Below are 15,914 nucleotides of genomic sequence, written 5' to 3'. Positions count from 1 at the left end.
GGGGGTGCGCTCGGGTGTCACGCCCGGGGCGCGCAGCCCAGGACGTGCGCCTTCACCAGTTCGGCGATACGGGGGTCGCGGCGCTTGAACGCGGCGACGAGCTCCTCGTGCTCCTCGGCGTAGGACTGCTGCTGGGTGCCCAGCCAGCGGATCGACAGGGCCGTGAACACCTCGATGCCGAGGCCTTCCCACGTGTGCAGCAGGACGGAGTTGCCCGCGGCGCGGACCAGTTCGCGGTGGAAGGCGACGGTGTGGCGGACCTGGGCCGTGCCGTCGCAGACGCGGTCGGCCTCGTACAGGGCGCTGACATGGGGTTCCAGTGCCGAGCAGTCCTCCGCGAGGCCCTGGGCGGCCAGCTCCGCGGCGATGGCCTCCAGGCCGGCCCGGACCGGGTAGCTCTCCTCCAGATCGGCGGCCGTGAGGTTGCGGACGCGCACGCCCTTGTTCGGAGCGGACTCGATCAGGCGCAGGGACTCCAGCTCGCGCAGGGCCTCGCGGACCGGGGTCTGGCTGACCTCCAGCTCGGTGGCGATCCGCCGCTCGACGATCCGCTCGCCCGGCTGCCAGCGTCCGCTGATGATCCCCTCCAGGATGTGCTCGCGGATCTGCTCGCGGAGCGAGTGGATGACGGGCGCGGTCATGAGGGCTCCTTACGCGGGATTGACGTTTAGACAATACGGCCGGTTCGCTCCGCGGGTGGGGCCGACGTGGGGGCTGTCGCGCAGGTGAGACGAGGCGCACATGGTGATTGCGGCGCCTGTGAGTTCGGTCCGGACGGTGTGCGGGCGGCTGCGGGCCGTCGGTGCCTGATCGCGCAGTTCCCCGCGCCCCTGGGGACGACGATGCCCCGCCCGGGAAAGCCGGACGGGGCATCGATGCGTACTGCTGGTCGGCGACTACAGGCCGAGCTCGACCTCGAACTCGCCCGCCTCCAGGATGGCCTTGACCGCCGTCAGGTAACGGGCGGCGTCGGCGCCGTCCACCAGGCGGTGGTCGTAGGACAGGGTCAGGTACGTCATGTCGCGGACGCCGATGACCGTGCCCTCCTCCGTCTCGATGACGGCGGGACGCTTGACCGTCGCGCCGATGCCGAGGATCGCGACCTGGCCCGGCGGCACGATGATCGTGTCGAAGAGCGCGCCGCGCGAGCCGGTGTTGGAGATGGTGAAGGTCGCGCCGGACAGCTCGTCCGGGGTGATCTTGTTGGCCCGGACCTTGCCCGCGAGCTCGGCCGTCGCCTTGGCGATACCGGCGAGGTTGAGGTCACCGGCGTGCTTGATGACCGGGGTCATCAGGCTCTTCTCGGAGTCCACCGCGATACCGATGTTCTCGGTGTCGAAGTAGGTGATTGTCCCCTCGGCCTCGTTGATCTTGGCGTTGATCGGCGCGTGCGCCTTCAGCGCCTGGGCCGCGGCCTTGACGAAGAACGGCATCGGGGAGAGCTTGACGCCCTCACGCGATGCGAACGCGTCCTTGGCGCGGGCGCGCAGCTTCATCAGCCGCGTGACGTCGACCTCGACGACCGAGGACAGCTGGGCCTGCTCGTGCAGGGCCTTGACCATGTTGTCGCCGATGACCTTGCGGATCCGCGGCATCTTGATGGTCTGGCCGCGCAGCGGGGACGCCTCCAGCGCCGGAGCCTTCTTCGAGGCGGCCGGAGCGGCGGCGGCCGGAGCTGCGGTGGCGGCCTTCGCGGCCTCGGCGGCGGCGACGACGTCCTGCTTGCGGATACGGCCGCCGACGCCGGTGCCCTTGACGCCGGCCAGGTCGACGCCGTTCTCGGCGGCGAGCTTGCGCACCAGCGGGGTGACGTAGGCGCCGTCGTCGGCCGGCTTGGCGGCGGCCGGAGCGGCCGGGGCCTGGGCCGGAGCCGGGGCGGGCGCCGGAGCGGCCGGGACCGGGTCGGGGGCCGGGGTGGTCTGCTGCTGCGGTGCCGGGGCCGACGGGGCCTGCGGAGCCGGAGCCTGCTGGGCCGGGGCGGCCTGCTGCGGCGCCGGGGCCGGGGTGGGCTCGGGCTGCGCCGGGGCGGCCGGGGCCTCCTGCGCGGGGGCGGCTGCCGGAGCGGCACCCGCCTCGCCGATGACGGCGAGCTTGGCGCCGACCTCGGCGGTCTCGTCCTCGCCGACCACGATCTCCAGCAGGATGCCCGAGGTGGGCGCCGGGATCTCGGTGTCGACCTTGTCGGTGGAGACCTCGAGCAGCGGCTCGTCGGCCTCGACGCTGTCACCGACCGACTTCAGCCAGCGGGTGACGGTGCCCTCGGTGACGGACTCGCCGAGCGCGGGCAGGACGACGTCCGTGCCCTCGGCGGAGCCCCCGCCGGCAGCGGCGTCGGCGGTGGGAGCGGGCGCCGGGGCGGCCTGCTCGGTGGACGGGGCGGCCGGGGCCGGCTCGGGGGCGGGCTCGGAGACCTGCTCGGCCTCCGGGGCCGGGGCGGCGGCGGGCGCGCCGCTGCCGTCGTCGATCAGGGCCAGCTCGGCGCCGACCTCGACCGTCTCGTCCTCGGCGACCTTGATGGAGGCCAGGATGCCGGCGGCGGGCGAGGGGATCTCGGTGTCGACCTTGTCGGTCGACACTTCGAGCAGCGGCTCGTCGGCCTCGACGCGCTCGCCCTCGGCCTTCAGCCAGCGGGTGACAGTGCCCTCGGTGACGCTCTCGCCGAGCGCCGGAAGGGTTACGGAAACCGCCATGGTTTCGGTTGCTCCTTACGGAAAGTGCGGAAGTCTGTGTCGTCGCGTTCGTCGACCGAGGGGTCAGTCGTGCGCGTGGAGGGGCTTGCCGGCCAGGGCCAGGTGGGCCTCGCCGAGCGCCTCGCTCTGGGTCGGGTGGGCGTGGATGAGCTGCGCGACCTCGGCGGGCAGCGCCTCCCAGTTGTAGATCAGCTGGGCTTCGCCGACCTGCTCGCCCATGCGGTCGCCGACCATGTGGACGCCGACGACGGCACCGTCCTTGACCTGGACGAGCTTGATCTCGCCCGCGGTGTTCAGGATCTTGCTCCTGCCGTTGCCCGCGAGGTTGTACTTCAGAGCGACGACCTTGTCCGCGCCGTAGATCTCCTTGGCCTTGGCCTCGGTGATACCCACGGAGGCGACCTCCGGGTGGCAGTACGTCACCCGCGGGACACCGTCGTAGTCGATCGGAACGGTCTTCAGACCGGCCAGGCGCTCCGCCACCAGGATGCCCTCGGCGAAGCCGACGTGCGCGAGCTGGAGGGTCGGGACGAGGTCGCCGACGGCGGAGACGGTCGGCACGTTCGTGCGCATGTACTCGTCGACCAGGACGTAGCCGCGGTCCATGGCGACGCCCTGCTCCTCGTAGCCCAGGCCCTGGGAGACCGGGCCGCGGCCGATGGCGACCAGCAGGACCTCGGCCTCGAACTCCTTGCCGTCGGCGAGGGTGACCTTGACGCCGTCCTGGGTGTATTCGGCCTTCTCGAAGAAGGTGCCCAGGTTGAACTTGATGCCGCGCTTGCGGAACGCGCGCTCCAGGAGCTTGGAGGAGTTCTCGTCCTCGACCGGGACGAGGTGCTTCAGGCCCTCGACGATGGTGACCTCGGTGCCGAAGGACTTCCACGCGGAGGCGAACTCGACGCCGATGACACCGCCGCCCAGGATGATCGCGGACTTGGGCACGCGGTCCAGGACGAGGGCGTGGTCGGAAGAGATGATCCGGTTGCCGTCGATCTCCAGGCCGGGCAGCGACTTCGGCACGGAGCCGGTCGCGAGCAGGATGTGGCGGCCCTCGACGCGACGGCCGTTCACGTCGACGGACGTGGGGGAGGACAGCCGCCCCTCACCCTCGATGTACGTCACCTTCCGGGAGGCGACCAGGCCCTGCAGGCCCTTGTACAGACCGGCGACCACGCCGTCCTTGTACTTGTGGACCCCGGCGATGTCGATGCCCTCGAAGGAGGCCTTCACACCGAACTGCTCGCTCTCGCGGGCCTGGTCGGCGATCTCGCCCGCGTGCAGCAGGGCCTTGGTGGGGATGCATCCCCGGTGCAGGCAGGTGCCGCCGACCTTGTCCTTCTCGATCAGGGCGACGTCCAGGCCCAGCTGCGCCCCGCGCAGGGCCGCGGCGTAACCACCGCTACCACCGCCGAGGATCACTAGGTCGAAAACGGTGCTGGCGTCGTTCGCCACGTCACGTCCTCCATGCATGTGCGCCGTGAGCCGGTCTTCAGTGACCGGCAGGCGGCTGGTGTCCGGCCGCTCGTTCTTCGGCCCTTCGGTGGGGCCCTGTCCTGCCGAGCCCCATCTTCGCACTTGTCAGCACACAAGGAGACGCCGGGCTGCGGTGTGAGACGCCCCACGTTCAGATGAGCCGCCCCGGGGGCAGCGCCCCAGGGTCGGGGCGGTGTCTGATCTGCGGCTCCGCCGCGCGGGCGCGACCAACCCTGTCGCTGGCGGCGGAATCACGCCCTGAAGGGGCGCGGGGAACTGCGCGAACAACCCCCACGCCCCCGCGCTCGCCACGCGGCGGACGAGACCGAGCTCTCAGGCGAAGGTCAGCCCAGATCCCCGGCGGCGGTCAGCTCGGCCAGCCGCACCAGCGTCCGCACGCCACTGCCCGTGCCACCCTTCGGCGTGTAGCCGAACGGCCCGCCCTCGTTGAAGGCCGGCCCGGCGATGTCCAGGTGGGCCCAGGTGATGCCCTCGCCCACGAACTCGCGCAGGAACAGACCGGCGACCAGCCCGCCGCCCATCCGCTCACCCATGTTCGCGATGTCGGCCGTGGCCGAGTCCATCCCCTTGCGCAGGTGCTCCGGCAGCGGCATCGGCCACGCCGGCTCCCCGACCTCCTCGGCGGCCTCGCACAGCGCGGCGCGGAACGCGTCGTCGTTGCCCATGATCCCGAACGTCCGGTTGCCCAGCGCCAGCACCATCGCCCCGGTCAGCGTCGCCACGTCCACGATCGCGTCCGGCTTCTCCTGCGACGCCGCCCACAGCGCGTCCGCCAGCACCAGCCGGCCCTCGGCGTCGGTGTTGAGCACCTCCACCGTCTTGCCGCTGTACATCCGCAGCACGTCACCCGGACGGGTCGCGGACCCGGAGGGCATGTTCTCGGCCAGGGCGAGCCAGCCGGTGACGTTGACCTCCAGGCCGAGACGCGCGGCGGCGACGACCGCGGCGAACACCGAGGCCGCGCCGCTCATGTCGCACTTCATCGTCTCGTTGTGACCGGCCGGCTTCAGCGAGATGCCGCCCGAGTCGTAGGTGATGCCCTTGCCGACGAAGGCGAGGTGCTTCTTCGCCTTCGAGGAGGTGTACGACAGCTTCACCAGGCGCGGTCCCGCCGCCGAGCCCGCGCCGACGCCGAGGATGCCGCCGTAGCCGCCCTTGACCAGGGCCTTCTCGTCGAGCACCTGCACCTTGATGCCGTGCTCCTTGGCCGCGGCCTGGGCGATCGCGGCGAACGACTCGGGGTTCAGGTCGTTCGGCGGGGTGTTGACCAGGTCGCGGGCGCGGTTGAGCTCCTCGGACACGGCGGCGGCACGCTCGACCGCGGCCTTGTACGCCTTGTCGCGGGGCTTGCCGCCGAGCAGGGCGATCTCGGCGAGGGGAGCCTTGCCGTTCTTCGCCCTGGGGTCCTTGCCGTTGTCCTTGTAGGTGTCGAAGGAGTACGCGCCGAGCAGCGCGCCCTCCCCGATCGCGGCGGCGTCGGCGGCGTCGCTCAGCGGCAGTGCGAAGGCGGCCTTCCTGGACCCGGCCAGGGCGCGGGCGGCGACACCGGCGGCCTTGCGCAGGGCCTCGGTGCCGTACTCGGCGTCCTTCTCCGGGACCGCGCCCAGGCCGACGGCCAGGACGAGCGGCGCTTTGAAGCCGGACGGCGCCGGCAGCTTCGTCACCTCGCCCTCGCCGCCGGATGCGCCGAGAGTCTCCAGAACGCCGGCGAGCCTGCCGTCGTACGCCTTGTCCACGGCCTCGGCGCCCGGTGCGACGACCGGCCCCTTGGCACCCTTGGCGACACCGATCACGATCGCGTCGGCCCGCAGACCGGACGCCGCGGCGGTGCTGAGAGTGAGAGCAGTCACGGTGGTGAAATCTCGCTTCCGATGTGAAGTTGCTGTGGTCGAACGGTGTGGGTCGACCGGGCCCGACAGCCGACCCTAGTCCGACCTCAGGGTCTGGGGTCCGCGGGGCCTTCCCCGGTGCGGCGAACACTCGACGTCGAGACTACGCGCGTGGCCTGGTTCGCTCATTCATGCGGGCGTTCACCTGTCGGTGGCGTAGTGGCCATTTCTTGATCCTTCATGTCGGTGAACTGAGTCACACTCGTCGCGATCCGGTGAGCGCCCTGCTCGCCGCTTTGCATGATTTCCACGGATCCTCCTCTGTTCGACCGCAAGAGGATTCCTGGGATCTTCTGGGGGAGGAACCATGGCGCAGCGTGCGCGCAGATGGAGAAACACGGCCGCCGCGGTGACGGCGGCAGGCATGATCACGGCCGGGGTGACAGCGCCCGGGGCGGCGGCCGCGGAGGAACCACGCATCGATCTGAAGGTGCTGGTGGTGGACAACGGCGACAGCCCCGTGAAGGCCGTCACCGCCCACCTGAAGAGCACGGGCATCCCGTACACCACCATCGACCTGAACGACTCCGGCCGGCCGAAGATCACAGCGTCGTTCCTGAGCGACACCGTCGACGGCCGGCCCCGCGCCAAGTACCAGGGCGTCGTCCTGCCCAACGAGGCGCCGTTCGGCGCGGGCTCCGCCGAGCAGACCGTGCTGGAGACCTACGAGCGGACGTACGGCATCCCGCAGGTCGACGCCTACACCTGGGCGCACCCGGAGGTCGGCCTCGACTACACCAGTGAGGGTGGCTGGGCGGGCCCTCTTGACGGACGCGAGGCAGCCGTCACCGCGGCCGGGAAGGCGGGCTGGTTCGGCTACCTCGACGGCGCGTTCCGCTTCGAGGACAACGCCCCGGCCGTGCAGGAGAGTTACGGCTATGTCGCCCGGCCCCGTACCGGCTTCACCAGCTACGTCGACATCCCCGTACCCGGCGGCACCGGCCGCGGCAGCCTCGTCGGGGAGTACGCCCACGACGGCCGCCGCGAACTCGTGGTGACCTTCGCCTACAACAACAACCAGCAGCAGTTCCGGCTGCTGGCCCGCGGCATCGTCGAGTGGCTCACCCAGGGCGTGCACCTGGGGCAGACCCGCAACTCCTTCGCCGTGCACGTCGACGACGTGTTCGCCCCGGACAGCCGCTGGGACACCGCACGCAACTGCACCCCGGGCGACTTCGACTGCGCGGGCGGCGACGGCGAGGGCACCACGCCGATCCGCATGACCGCGGACGACGCCGCCTACGCCGCCCAGTGGCAGCGCGAGCACGGCTTCACCATGGACATGGTCTTCAACGCCGGGTCCGGCGAGGAGTGGAAGACCGAGCACGGCGGCGCCGACGCCCTCACCGACCGGCTGCTCGCCGACAAGGCGCAGTACCGCTGGGTCAACCACACCTACACGCACCCCTTCCTCGGCTGCGTCCAGGACACCTCCAGCGTGCCCTGGAGCTGCGCGAAGAACGCCGACGGCACGACGAAGTACATGAGCCGCGCCGAGATCGCCGCGCAGATCCGGGACAACCACAACTGGGCCGTGAACAAGGGCCTGCCCGTCGACCGCGCCGAGCTGGTCACCGGTGAGCACTCGGGCCTGAAGACCCTGCCGCAGCAGCCGAACGACAACCCGGGCCTGGCCGGCGCCCTCGCCGACACCGGCGTCAAGTGGATCGCCTCGGACAACTCCCGCGAGCCCGAGCAGCGCCCGGTCGGCAACGCCCTGACCGTCCCGCGCCACCCGATGAACGTGTACTACAACGTGGGCACGGCGGCCGAGATGGCCGACGAGTACAACTGGGTCTACACCTCGCGCGGTGACGGCGGCAGCGGCGTCTGCGAGGACAATCCGACGTCGACGTGTCTCGACGAGCCGCTCGACCCGGCCACGGGTTACGCCGAGCACATCGTCCCGCAGGAGGCGCGCACCGCCCTCGGACACGTCCTCGCGGGCGACCCCCGGCCGCACTACGCGCACCAGTCCAACCTGGCCGAGGACCGGTTGCTCTACCCGGTCATGGAGAAGGTGCTCGCCGACTACCGGGCGCTGTTCACCGACAGCACCCCGCTGGAGAACCCCCGGCACAGCGCCATCGGCACCGAGGTGCAGCGCCGCGCCGCCTGGCAGACCGCCCTGGCGGACAACCGCGTGACGGCGTACCGGATCGGCGGCACGGTCACGGTCACCGCCCCGTCCGGAACGCAGATCCCGATGACCGCCCCGGAGGGCACGAAGAAGCAAGTCCTGCTCGGCACAAGCGCCTTCGGCACGGCCTACGCGGGAGCCCGCTCGGCCTGGACGACCCCGGCAGCACTCCAGTCGGCTCTCACGCTGAAGCTGCCCTGAAGGGGCGCGGGGAACTGCGCGACCAGCCCACCACGAGCCCGCACACGGGATCCGGGCAGCGGTTCCCCGCACAACATCCGCAATACAGGGGGAAACACCGCATGAGGCGAACAGGCCGTCATGTCACCATGCTCACGGAAGGCACCTACCCGCACGTCCACGGCGGCGTCAGCACCTGGTGCGACCAGCTCGTCAAGGGCATGCCGGAGGTCGACTTCCACATCGTCTCGCTCACCGGCAGCGGCCGTGAACCCGTCACCTGGGAGCTGCCGCCCAACGTCTGCCGCCACACCTCCGTACCGACCTGGGGCCCGCGCCCCGGCCGCGCCAGACCCCCGTACGGCAGGGCCCGCCGCCGCTTCTCCGAGAGCTACGAGCGGTTCCTGCTCTCCTTCCTGGACCCCGGCTCGCACGCCGACTTCGGTGAGTCCCTGAACGAGCTGGCCGAACTCGCCCGGGACGGACGCCTGTCGGCCGCCCTGCGCACCGAGTCGGCGCTGCGGTCGCTGATGTGGATCTGGACCATGCCGCATCTGCCGACGGCCGCCGCCCGCCCGACCGTGCACGACGCGCTGACCGCGACCGACCTGCTGGAGCACGCCCTGCGCCCGCTCGGCGTCCGCATACCCGAGGACTCCGTGGCACACGCCGTGAGCAGCGGCCTCGCGACCCTGCCCGCGCTCGCCGCCCGCCACCTGGACGGCGTGCCGTTCCTGCTCACCGAGCACGGCATCTACCTGCGCGAGCGCTACCTCGGCTACCGCCGCGACGCCCAGCGCTGGCCCGTGAAGGCGTTCATGCTCGGCTTCTACCGTGAGCTGAACTCCTGCGGCTACCGGGCCGCCGACCTGATCACGCCGTGCAACCAGTACAACCGCCGCTGGGAGGAGCGCGGCGGCGCCGACGCCGACAAGATCCGCACGGTCTACAACGGCGTCGACCCGGCCGCCTTCCCGCACGCCGGCCCCGAACCCGACGTCCCGACCCTGTCCTGGTGCGGCCGGATCGACCCCATCAAGGACCTGGAGACCCTGATCCGCGCCTACGCGATGGTGCGCGCCGAGATCCCGGCGGCCCGGCTCAGGCTGTTCGGCCCCGTCCCGCCCGGCGGCGAGGCCTACCGCACCCGGCTGGAGAAGCTCGCCGCCGAACTGGGCGTCACCGACGGCCTGACCTTCGAAGGCCGCATCACCGAGGTCTGGCGCGCCTACGCGGCCGGGCACCTCGTCATGCTGTCGTCGATCTCCGAGGGCTTCCCGTTCTCCATCATCGAGGCCATGTCCTGCGGCCGTACGACGGTGTCCACCGATGTCGGCGGGGTGCGCGAGGCCGTCGGCGACACGGGCCTGGTGGTGCCCCCGCGCGAGCCGGAGAAGATGGCCGCCGCCGCGCTGACCCTGCTGAAGGACGACCAACGACGTCTGAAGCTGGGCGAGTTGTCCCGTCAGCGGGTCATCGACCGATTCACGCTGCGCCGCTCGGTGGACGCCTTCCGCACCATCTACAAGGAACTCGCGGGCGAGGACGAGGTGTACGAGCCGACGCTGGAGACCGTCGCCGACTGGACCCTGGAACTGCGCGACCCCTGGTACGCGTCCGTCGCGACGGACGGGGCCGGCTGGTGAGCGGAAGCGTCTGGCTGCCCCCGGGCTCCCGCCCGGACACCCTCCCCGGGATCCCCCGGCAGCGCACCCCCAGCTGGGCCCGGCCCGACCCGGTGGACGAACTCGCCGACCGCCTGGAGGACTTCATAGCCGCGGCCGTCCACCCGGACGAGATAGCCGCCCTGCTGGAGTCCGACGGCCTCTCCGACGACCAGATACGCGAGCGGTACGGCGTGAAGAACTCCTTCGCCCTCGCCGAGACCCTCTACGAACGCGTCGAGCGCCGCTACCCCGAGCCCGATGGCCCGGCCCCCGACCCTTGGCGGATCGGCCTGCTCGGCTGCCTGCTGCGCGGCGTCGTCTTCGCGCTGCCCGGCCTCGCCTACGTCCTCGGCGCCCCCCTGTTCACCGGCCCCGGCGACTTCGGACTCCCCGCGGGCACGGTCCCGCTCCTCGCCGGCGCCCTGTGCGGCTGGACCTGGAACCAGGGCCTGGCTCACCGGGCGTACGCGTGGCTGGGGCTCGGCGACCGGATGGCCGCCCGGCGCGCCCTGCTGCTCGGCGCCCCGGCGGGCGCGCTGCTCGGCTCCCTGGTCGCCGTGTCGTGCGCGGGGGGCGCGGCCCCGGCCGTGGTCGCCTTCGCCGCCGGGCAGTCCTGCTATCTGGCCGCGGCGACCGTGCTACTGGTGATGGGCCGCGAACGGCTCCTGCTGGCCGCCCTCGCACCGATGGCGGCGGGCGCGGTCCTGTCCCTCGTCGACCCGCTGCCCGAGACCGCGAGCCTGGCCCTGCTGCCGGCCTCCCTGGCGGCGGTCGCCGTGCTCGCACTGCGCGAGGTGGCACCCGCCCTCAAGGACGAGCACGGCTGGACCGCGGGCCTGGTCGCCCTGCTCCCCTTCGGCGCGTTCGGCACCCTCCCCGCCCACCGCCGCCCCGCCGCCCCCCGGCTCACGGGCTCCCTGCCGTACGCCCTGTTCGGGCTCGCCACCGGTGTGCTCGTGCTGTACGCGGCGCTCGGCGACGTCCTCGCCGGCGAGACGACCGGTGCGGTCGCCGCGCCCGCCGCCGTGGCGCTCACGCTCAGCATGGGACCCGCCGAGTGGCTGCTGTACCGCTTCCGCAGCGACAGCCTCGCCGGACTGCGCTCCAGCGGCACCGCCCGGGACTTCCGGCGGACCACCGTCCTGACGGTCGTCCAGTGCCTGTCCGCCTATCTCGCCGCCCTCCTCGCCCTGGGCCTCGCCGCCTCCGCCCTGTGGCCGCACGCCCCGGTCCCGGGCGGGGTCCGGCTGGCCGGGCTGCTCCTGCTGGGCGTGGTCCTGTGGACGGGCCTGCTGCTCCAGTCGTTCGGGGCGGTGACCGGCGCGACGGCGGTGTGCTGCGCCGCGGCCCTCGTCCAGACCCTGCTCCTCGTCACCCGCACCGGCGATCCGCACATGGCGGGAGCGGCCGTGTACGGCACGGCAGCCGCCGCCCAAGCCGCCCTGGTGTGCGCCCTGCTGGGAAGGGCAACCGCCCACCGATGAGTACTCTCCTGGTCCCGTACTACGAGCACCCGTCCGCCCGCCCCGCCGAATGGGACGCGATCGTCGCGGCGGCGCCCCGCCTCTACGGGGTCGTCCTCAACCCGGCCAGCGGCCCCGGCGACCGCCCCGACCCGGCGTTCGCCGAGGTCGCCGCCCGGCTGCGGGCCGCGGGGGTGAGGGTCCTCGGGTACGCCGACACCGACTACGGCCGCCGCGCCGCCACCGACGTCGTACGCGACCTCACTCGGCACCGCGACTGGTACGGCACCGACGGCGCCTTCCTCGACCAGGTCCCGTCCGGCCCCGAGGGGTTCGAGCACTACCAGAAGCTGGCGGTCGCGGCCTGGGGCGTCGGCTGCGCCACCCTCGTCCTCAACCACGGCACTTCACCGCACCCCTGCTACGCCCGCATCGCCGACGTCCTGGTCACCTTCGAGGGCACCTGGGCCTCGTACCGCGCGCTGCCCCCGCAGCCCCGCCCCGGCGGCCCGGACGTACGGCTGTGCCACCTCGTCCACGGCGTGCCGCCCGGCGCCGACCCGGAGGGCCTGGCCCGGGCGCGGGGCGCGGCGGTGCACTGCGCGGTGCCCGGCACCGGAGATCATCCTTGGGGCACCCTGCCGTACACCCTGGAGAACCTTCTGTGAGACGCCCGCTGTTGCTCGCCGCCCTGCTCGTCCTGCTGCTCGCGGGCTGCACTCAGGCCCCCGACGACAAGCCCGGCCCCCGCTGGCAGCCCCGGCCCGGCACCGCCTGGCAGTGGCAGCTCAGCGGGCGCCTCGACACCTCCGTCGACGTGCCGGTCTACGACATCGACGGCTTCGACCACTCCGAGGACACGGTCGCCCGGCTGCACCGCGAGGACCGCAAGGTCATCTGCTACCTCTCCACCGGCGCCTGGGAGGAGTTCCGCCCGGACGCGGGGAAGTTCCCCGAGGAGGTGCTGGGCCGCGGCAACGGCTGGAAGGGCGAGCGCTGGCTCGACATCCGCCGCACCGACGTCCTGGAGCCGCTCATGGCGGCCCGGATCGACATGTGCCGCGACAAGGGCTTCGACGCGGTGGAGCCGGACAACATGGACGGCTACCGCAACGACACGGGCTTCCCGCTCACGGCCACCGATCAGCTGCGCTACAACCGCCTCATCGCCCGGCTGGCCCACGACCGGGGCCTGGCCGTCGGCCTGAAGAACGACCTGGACCAGATCCCGGAACTGGTCGGGGACTTCGACTTCGCGGTCAACGAGCAGTGCGCCCAGTACGGCGAGTGCGCGGCTCTCAAGCCGTTCGTCGAGGCCGGCAAGGCCGTCTTCCACGTCGAGTACGAGGTCCCCACCGGCCGCTTCTGCGCCGACTCCCGTCGGCTGAAGCTGAGTTCGCTGCTCAAGAAGTACGAACTAGGGGCGTGGCGACGGGACTGCTGAGCCCGATCCCCGTGACCGCGGTGCCCGCGATCCGGTCGGCGAGGGACCGGCGGCCGGGGGAGAGGACCGGCAGCGCGTTCAGCAGGAACAGCACCACCGCGACCGCCCACACCAGCACCGACAGCACGACCTGGCCCTCGACCAGCAGCACGCACGCCACGGCGTACACGGCGACGTCCGCGGCGGTGGTGACCGCGGCCCGCCGTGCCGCCCTGACCCTGCGCGGGAGGTTCGGGGTGACCTTCAGCCCGGTCAGCGCCTTGCCGACCGTGCGCCCGGCCAGGGCCAGGCACGCCCACTGGTAGAGGAACACCGTCAGCACCAGCAGCCCGAAGGCCTGCTCGACGTACAGCACCGACTTGTTCCACAGCGTCAGCCCCAGGTCCTGGGAGGCGACGACCACGTCACCGCGCGAGGTCAGCAGGTCGAAACCGCCGCGGGTGGCCAGCTCGGGCACGTCGGTGACGAGCGCGGAGACCCGGTGGAAGGTGAGCACGGCGAGCGCCGAGGCCAGCGCCGCCACCAGCGCGAAATCAACGAGCCAGGCCATGACGCGGCGCAGCTTCGGCATGAACGTCCCCCGATCACTTGTGTGTCGGGGCAGGAAGCTAGCGGTTGAGCGGCCCGTGCAGGAGAGGGACGAGAAGATCGTTTCAACCCAGTGACAGAACGACCAGCGCGGTGGTCGCCGCCGTCTCCGCCAGACCGCCGAAGACATCGCCCGTGACCCCGCCGAAGCGGCGCGTGCAGTGCCGCAGCAGCGCCTCGGCGGCGGCCAGGGAGAGGACGACCGCGAGCACGCTCCGGACCATGTCGTACGGCCCGAGGAGGGCACCGGCCGCCGTAGCGGCCCCTGCGACGGCCACGGCGGCGGCCACCGCCCCCCGCGGCGGCACCACACCCGCGACCGCCGCCCCCAGCCCCTCCGGGCGCGCCGCCGGCACCCCGGCCCGGGCCGCCAGGGTCAGGGCCAGCCGGGCGAGGGTCGCGGAGACGACGGCGGCGCAGGCGCCCCGGGCCCAGGAGGCGTCGTACGCCTGGGCGAGCGCGGCGATCTGCGCGAGCAGGGTGAGAACGAGGGTGATGACCCCGAACGGCCCGATGTCCGACTGCTTCATGATCCGCAGCGCGTCCTCGGCGGGCTTGCCGCTGCCCAGCCCGTCGGCGGTGTCCGCGAGCCCGTCGAGATGCAGTCCCCGGGTGAGGGCGGCCGGCACGGCGACAGTCGCCACGGCGGCCAGCGGGGCGCCCGCACCGAGGAACAGCAGCACCAGCCCGAGCAGGGCGGCGGCGGCACCGACCACGAGCCCGGCCAGCGGAGCGCACAGCATGCCGCCGCGTGCGGCCTCTCTGTCCCACCGGGTCACCCGGACCGGGATCACCGTGAGGGTGCCGAAGGCGAAGCGGAGGGCGTCGAGGGGCGAGGATCTGGGCACCGGCGCAGGCTACCGGCCGGTCAGGAGAGCGGGCCCGGCGGCCGAGGATAAAGTGCCCATATGGGATGGTTCGAGCGGAACATCATGGAACCCGGCAAACTGCCGTTGCTTCTCGCTCTCGTCTCCTTCGTGCTGACCTTCCTGATCACCCGGGGCATCACCCGTCTCATCCGGGCGGGCAAGGGCCCCTTCCGCAACATCAGCGGCAGCGGCGGTGTCCACGTCCACCACGTGGTCCCCGGCGTCATCCTGACGATCATCGGCGGCTTCGGCGCGGTCGCCGGCGGCCAGTACGGCTTCGGCTCGGCGCTGGCCGCAGTGATCTTCGGCATCGGCGCGGGCCTCGTCATGGACGAGTTCGCCCTGGTCCTGCACCTCGCCGACGTCTACTGGACCCCGGACGGACGCAAGAGCGTGGAGATGGTCGTCCTCACCGCCTCCCTCGTCGGCCTGCTCCTGATCGGCTTCTCGCCGCTGGGCGTCAACGACCTCAACGAGGACCAGCAGCAGAACCGCGCCGCCGTCCTCGCGAACGTCCTCGTGAACTTCGCGTTCGCCCTCGTCGCCCTGTTCAAGGGGAAGGTCCGCATCGCCGTCCTGGGCGTGATCGTCCCCCTCGTCGCCCTGATCGGCGCCGTACGGCTGGCCCGCCCCACCTCCCCGTGGGCCAAGCGGTTCTACCGGAACCGCCCCCGCGCCCGGGCCAAGTCCGGCCTGCGCGCCTACCATCACGACCGCCGCTGGGTGGGCCCCCGGCGCACTTTTCAGGACTGGATCGGCGGCGCACCGGACTCCGAGCCGGCCCGTTCCCTCGAACGCCGCTGACGCAGCTCGCCGACCGCGCACAGCACCAGCACCGCCACGATCGCCGCGAGGTGCTCCTTGCCCGCGAGGTTCTCCTTCAGCATCACTTCGACCACCATCGCCACGATCACCGCCGAGGCCGTGACGTACGCGCGGTAGTGCCACCCGAGGTACACGGCCAGCCCCACCACCGCCGCCGACGGCCCGGTGTCCACCACCCACCGGTCCGAGGCGGGCAGACCCAGCGGGGAGTCCGGGCCGAGCCGGATGCCCAGGCGCGCGTACAGCGTGCCCGCGAGCGTGGCGACATAGGCGATGACGAGGGCCCGCCGCCGGCCCATGCACAGCTCCGCGATGGCGAACACCAGCAGGATCTGCGCGAGCGAGCCCCACACCGGCAGATCCAGCGCGGGCACGAACAGCGACAGCGGTGTCCGCAGCAGCGCCTGCCACAACGGGTCCGCGGCCCGCACCCCGCCGACGCTCTGCACGAACTGATGGCCCCACGCCTGGTGGTGCGCGAAGTGCAGCGCGGCCGTGAGGCACACGGCCGCGACCGCCATCGGCACGGCCCGCCACCGCCGTTCGGCCAGCGGCCCGCGCACCGCGACGTACAGCGCACCCCATTCGGCGCGGGCCCAACGGGCGAGCGTGGTCATCCGGCGGTCGTCCTCGTCCGTGCGTGGCGATGTCTGAGGGTGTCTGCG

The 15,914-nt window shown here is 72.3% G+C and carries 14 protein-coding genes; 6 read left to right on the top strand and 8 right to left on the bottom strand.

What is annotated here, in order from left to right; all coding sequences use genetic code 11:
- Positions 1 to 17: 17 nt before the first annotated feature.
- The 5 genes from CEB94_RS11680 to CEB94_RS41685 form a co-directional block, all read right to left on the bottom strand.
- Positions 18 to 641 carry a GntR family transcriptional regulator gene (locus CEB94_RS11680; protein ID WP_175432147.1) on the bottom strand — a complete coding sequence of 208 codons (624 nt, stop codon included), beginning with the start codon at positions 639 to 641 and terminating at the stop codon, positions 18 to 20.
- A 255-nt stretch (positions 642 to 896) separates the two neighbouring features.
- Positions 897 to 2,690, bottom strand: a complete 1,794-nt coding sequence (gene sucB / locus CEB94_RS11675) for a 2-oxoglutarate dehydrogenase, E2 component, dihydrolipoamide succinyltransferase (protein ID WP_175432146.1) — start codon at positions 2,688 to 2,690, stop codon at positions 897 to 899.
- A gap of 63 nt (positions 2,691 to 2,753) precedes the next feature.
- On the bottom strand, positions 2,754 to 4,142 hold the full coding sequence (gene lpdA, locus CEB94_RS11670) for a dihydrolipoyl dehydrogenase (protein ID WP_175432145.1): 1,389 nt from the start codon (positions 4,140 to 4,142) through the stop codon (positions 2,754 to 2,756).
- A 365-nt stretch (positions 4,143 to 4,507) separates the two neighbouring features.
- Positions 4,508 to 6,034 (bottom strand): leucyl aminopeptidase, encoded by a 1,527-nt coding sequence (locus CEB94_RS11665; protein WP_175432144.1) that lies wholly within the window; start codon positions 6,032 to 6,034, stop codon positions 4,508 to 4,510.
- A 164-nt stretch (positions 6,035 to 6,198) separates the two neighbouring features.
- Complete coding sequence (locus CEB94_RS41685; RefSeq protein WP_281292501.1) at positions 6,199 to 6,324, bottom strand: hypothetical protein; 126 nt, start codon at positions 6,322 to 6,324, stop codon at positions 6,199 to 6,201.
- Positions 6,325 to 6,380: 56 nt separating this feature from the next.
- Here CEB94_RS41685 and CEB94_RS11660 point away from each other — a divergent pair, with 56 nt between their 5' ends.
- From CEB94_RS11660 to CEB94_RS11640, 5 genes are all read left to right on the top strand, one after another.
- Positions 6,381 to 8,414, top strand: coding sequence for a hypothetical protein (locus tag CEB94_RS11660; protein WP_175432143.1), 2,034 nt, complete (start codon positions 6,381 to 6,383; stop codon positions 8,412 to 8,414).
- 101 nt (positions 8,415 to 8,515) lie between these two features.
- A complete protein-coding gene (pelF, locus tag CEB94_RS11655; protein WP_175432142.1) occupies positions 8,516 to 10,039 on the top strand; it encodes a GT4 family glycosyltransferase PelF in 1,524 nt (507 codons plus the stop codon).
- Positions 10,036 to 11,544 carry a hypothetical protein gene (locus CEB94_RS11650; RefSeq protein ID WP_175432141.1) on the top strand — a complete coding sequence of 503 codons (1,509 nt, stop codon included), beginning with the start codon at positions 10,036 to 10,038 and terminating at the stop codon, positions 11,542 to 11,544. Before pelF ends, CEB94_RS11650 begins: the two co-directional genes overlap by 4 nt.
- Positions 11,541 to 12,191, top strand: a complete 651-nt coding sequence (locus tag CEB94_RS11645) for a spherulation-specific family 4 protein (protein WP_175432140.1) — start codon at positions 11,541 to 11,543, stop codon at positions 12,189 to 12,191. Before CEB94_RS11650 ends, CEB94_RS11645 begins: the two co-directional genes overlap by 4 nt.
- A complete protein-coding gene (locus CEB94_RS11640; RefSeq protein WP_175432139.1) occupies positions 12,188 to 12,967 on the top strand; it encodes an endo alpha-1,4 polygalactosaminidase in 780 nt (259 codons plus the stop codon). Before CEB94_RS11645 ends, CEB94_RS11640 begins: the two co-directional genes overlap by 4 nt.
- Here the strand turns inward: CEB94_RS11640 and CEB94_RS11635 are convergent.
- Positions 12,927 to 13,538, bottom strand: coding sequence for an RDD family protein (locus CEB94_RS11635; RefSeq protein WP_246111767.1), 612 nt, complete (start codon positions 13,536 to 13,538; stop codon positions 12,927 to 12,929). The two genes, CEB94_RS11640 and CEB94_RS11635, sit on opposite strands and share 41 nt — an antisense overlap.
- Positions 13,539 to 13,620: 82 nt before the next feature.
- Positions 13,621 to 14,403: an adenosylcobinamide-GDP ribazoletransferase gene (locus CEB94_RS11630; protein ID WP_175432138.1), complete on the bottom strand. Its 783-nt coding sequence runs from the start codon at positions 14,401 to 14,403 to the stop codon at positions 13,621 to 13,623.
- A 60-nt stretch (positions 14,404 to 14,463) separates the two neighbouring features.
- On the opposite strand from CEB94_RS11630, the gene CEB94_RS11625 reads away from it, so the two are divergent.
- A complete protein-coding gene (locus CEB94_RS11625; protein ID WP_175432137.1) occupies positions 14,464 to 15,228 on the top strand; it encodes a hypothetical protein in 765 nt (254 codons plus the stop codon).
- On the opposite strand, the gene CEB94_RS11620 is transcribed toward CEB94_RS11625, so the two are convergent.
- Positions 15,168 to 15,866 (bottom strand): hypothetical protein, encoded by a 699-nt coding sequence (locus tag CEB94_RS11620; RefSeq protein WP_175432136.1) that lies wholly within the window; start codon positions 15,864 to 15,866, stop codon positions 15,168 to 15,170. The genes CEB94_RS11625 and CEB94_RS11620 overlap by 61 nt on opposite strands.
- Positions 15,867 to 15,914 lie beyond the last annotated feature (48 nt).

It is taken from the genome of Streptomyces hawaiiensis (assembly GCF_004803895.1).
Classification (GTDB): Bacteria; Actinomycetota; Actinomycetes; order Streptomycetales; family Streptomycetaceae; genus Streptomyces; species Streptomyces hawaiiensis.
The sequence above is the reverse complement of the archived record's forward strand: the minus strand, read 5'-3'. Positions and strand labels throughout refer to the sequence as shown.

Coding starts and splice junctions, on each gene's coding strand:
- CEB94_RS11680 (WP_175432147.1), bottom strand. CDS start 641: ATGACCGCGCCCGTCATCCACTCGCTCCGCGAGCAGATCCGCGAGCAC.
- sucB (WP_175432146.1), bottom strand. CDS start 2,690: ATGGCGGTTTCCGTAACCCTTCCGGCGCTCGGCGAGAGCGTCACCGAG.
- CEB94_RS11660 (WP_175432143.1), top strand. CDS start 6,381: ATGGCGCAGCGTGCGCGCAGATGGAGAAACACGGCCGCCGCGGTGACG.
- pelF (WP_175432142.1), top strand. CDS start 8,516: ATGAGGCGAACAGGCCGTCATGTCACCATGCTCACGGAAGGCACCTAC.
- CEB94_RS11645 (WP_175432140.1), top strand. CDS start 11,541: ATGAGTACTCTCCTGGTCCCGTACTACGAGCACCCGTCCGCCCGCCCC.
- CEB94_RS11635 (WP_246111767.1), bottom strand. CDS start 13,538: ATGCCGAAGCTGCGCCGCGTCATGGCCTGGCTCGTTGATTTCGCGCTG.
- CEB94_RS11625 (WP_175432137.1), top strand. CDS start 14,464: ATGGGATGGTTCGAGCGGAACATCATGGAACCCGGCAAACTGCCGTTG.
- CEB94_RS11620 (WP_175432136.1), bottom strand. CDS start 15,866: ATGACCACGCTCGCCCGTTGGGCCCGCGCCGAATGGGGTGCGCTGTAC.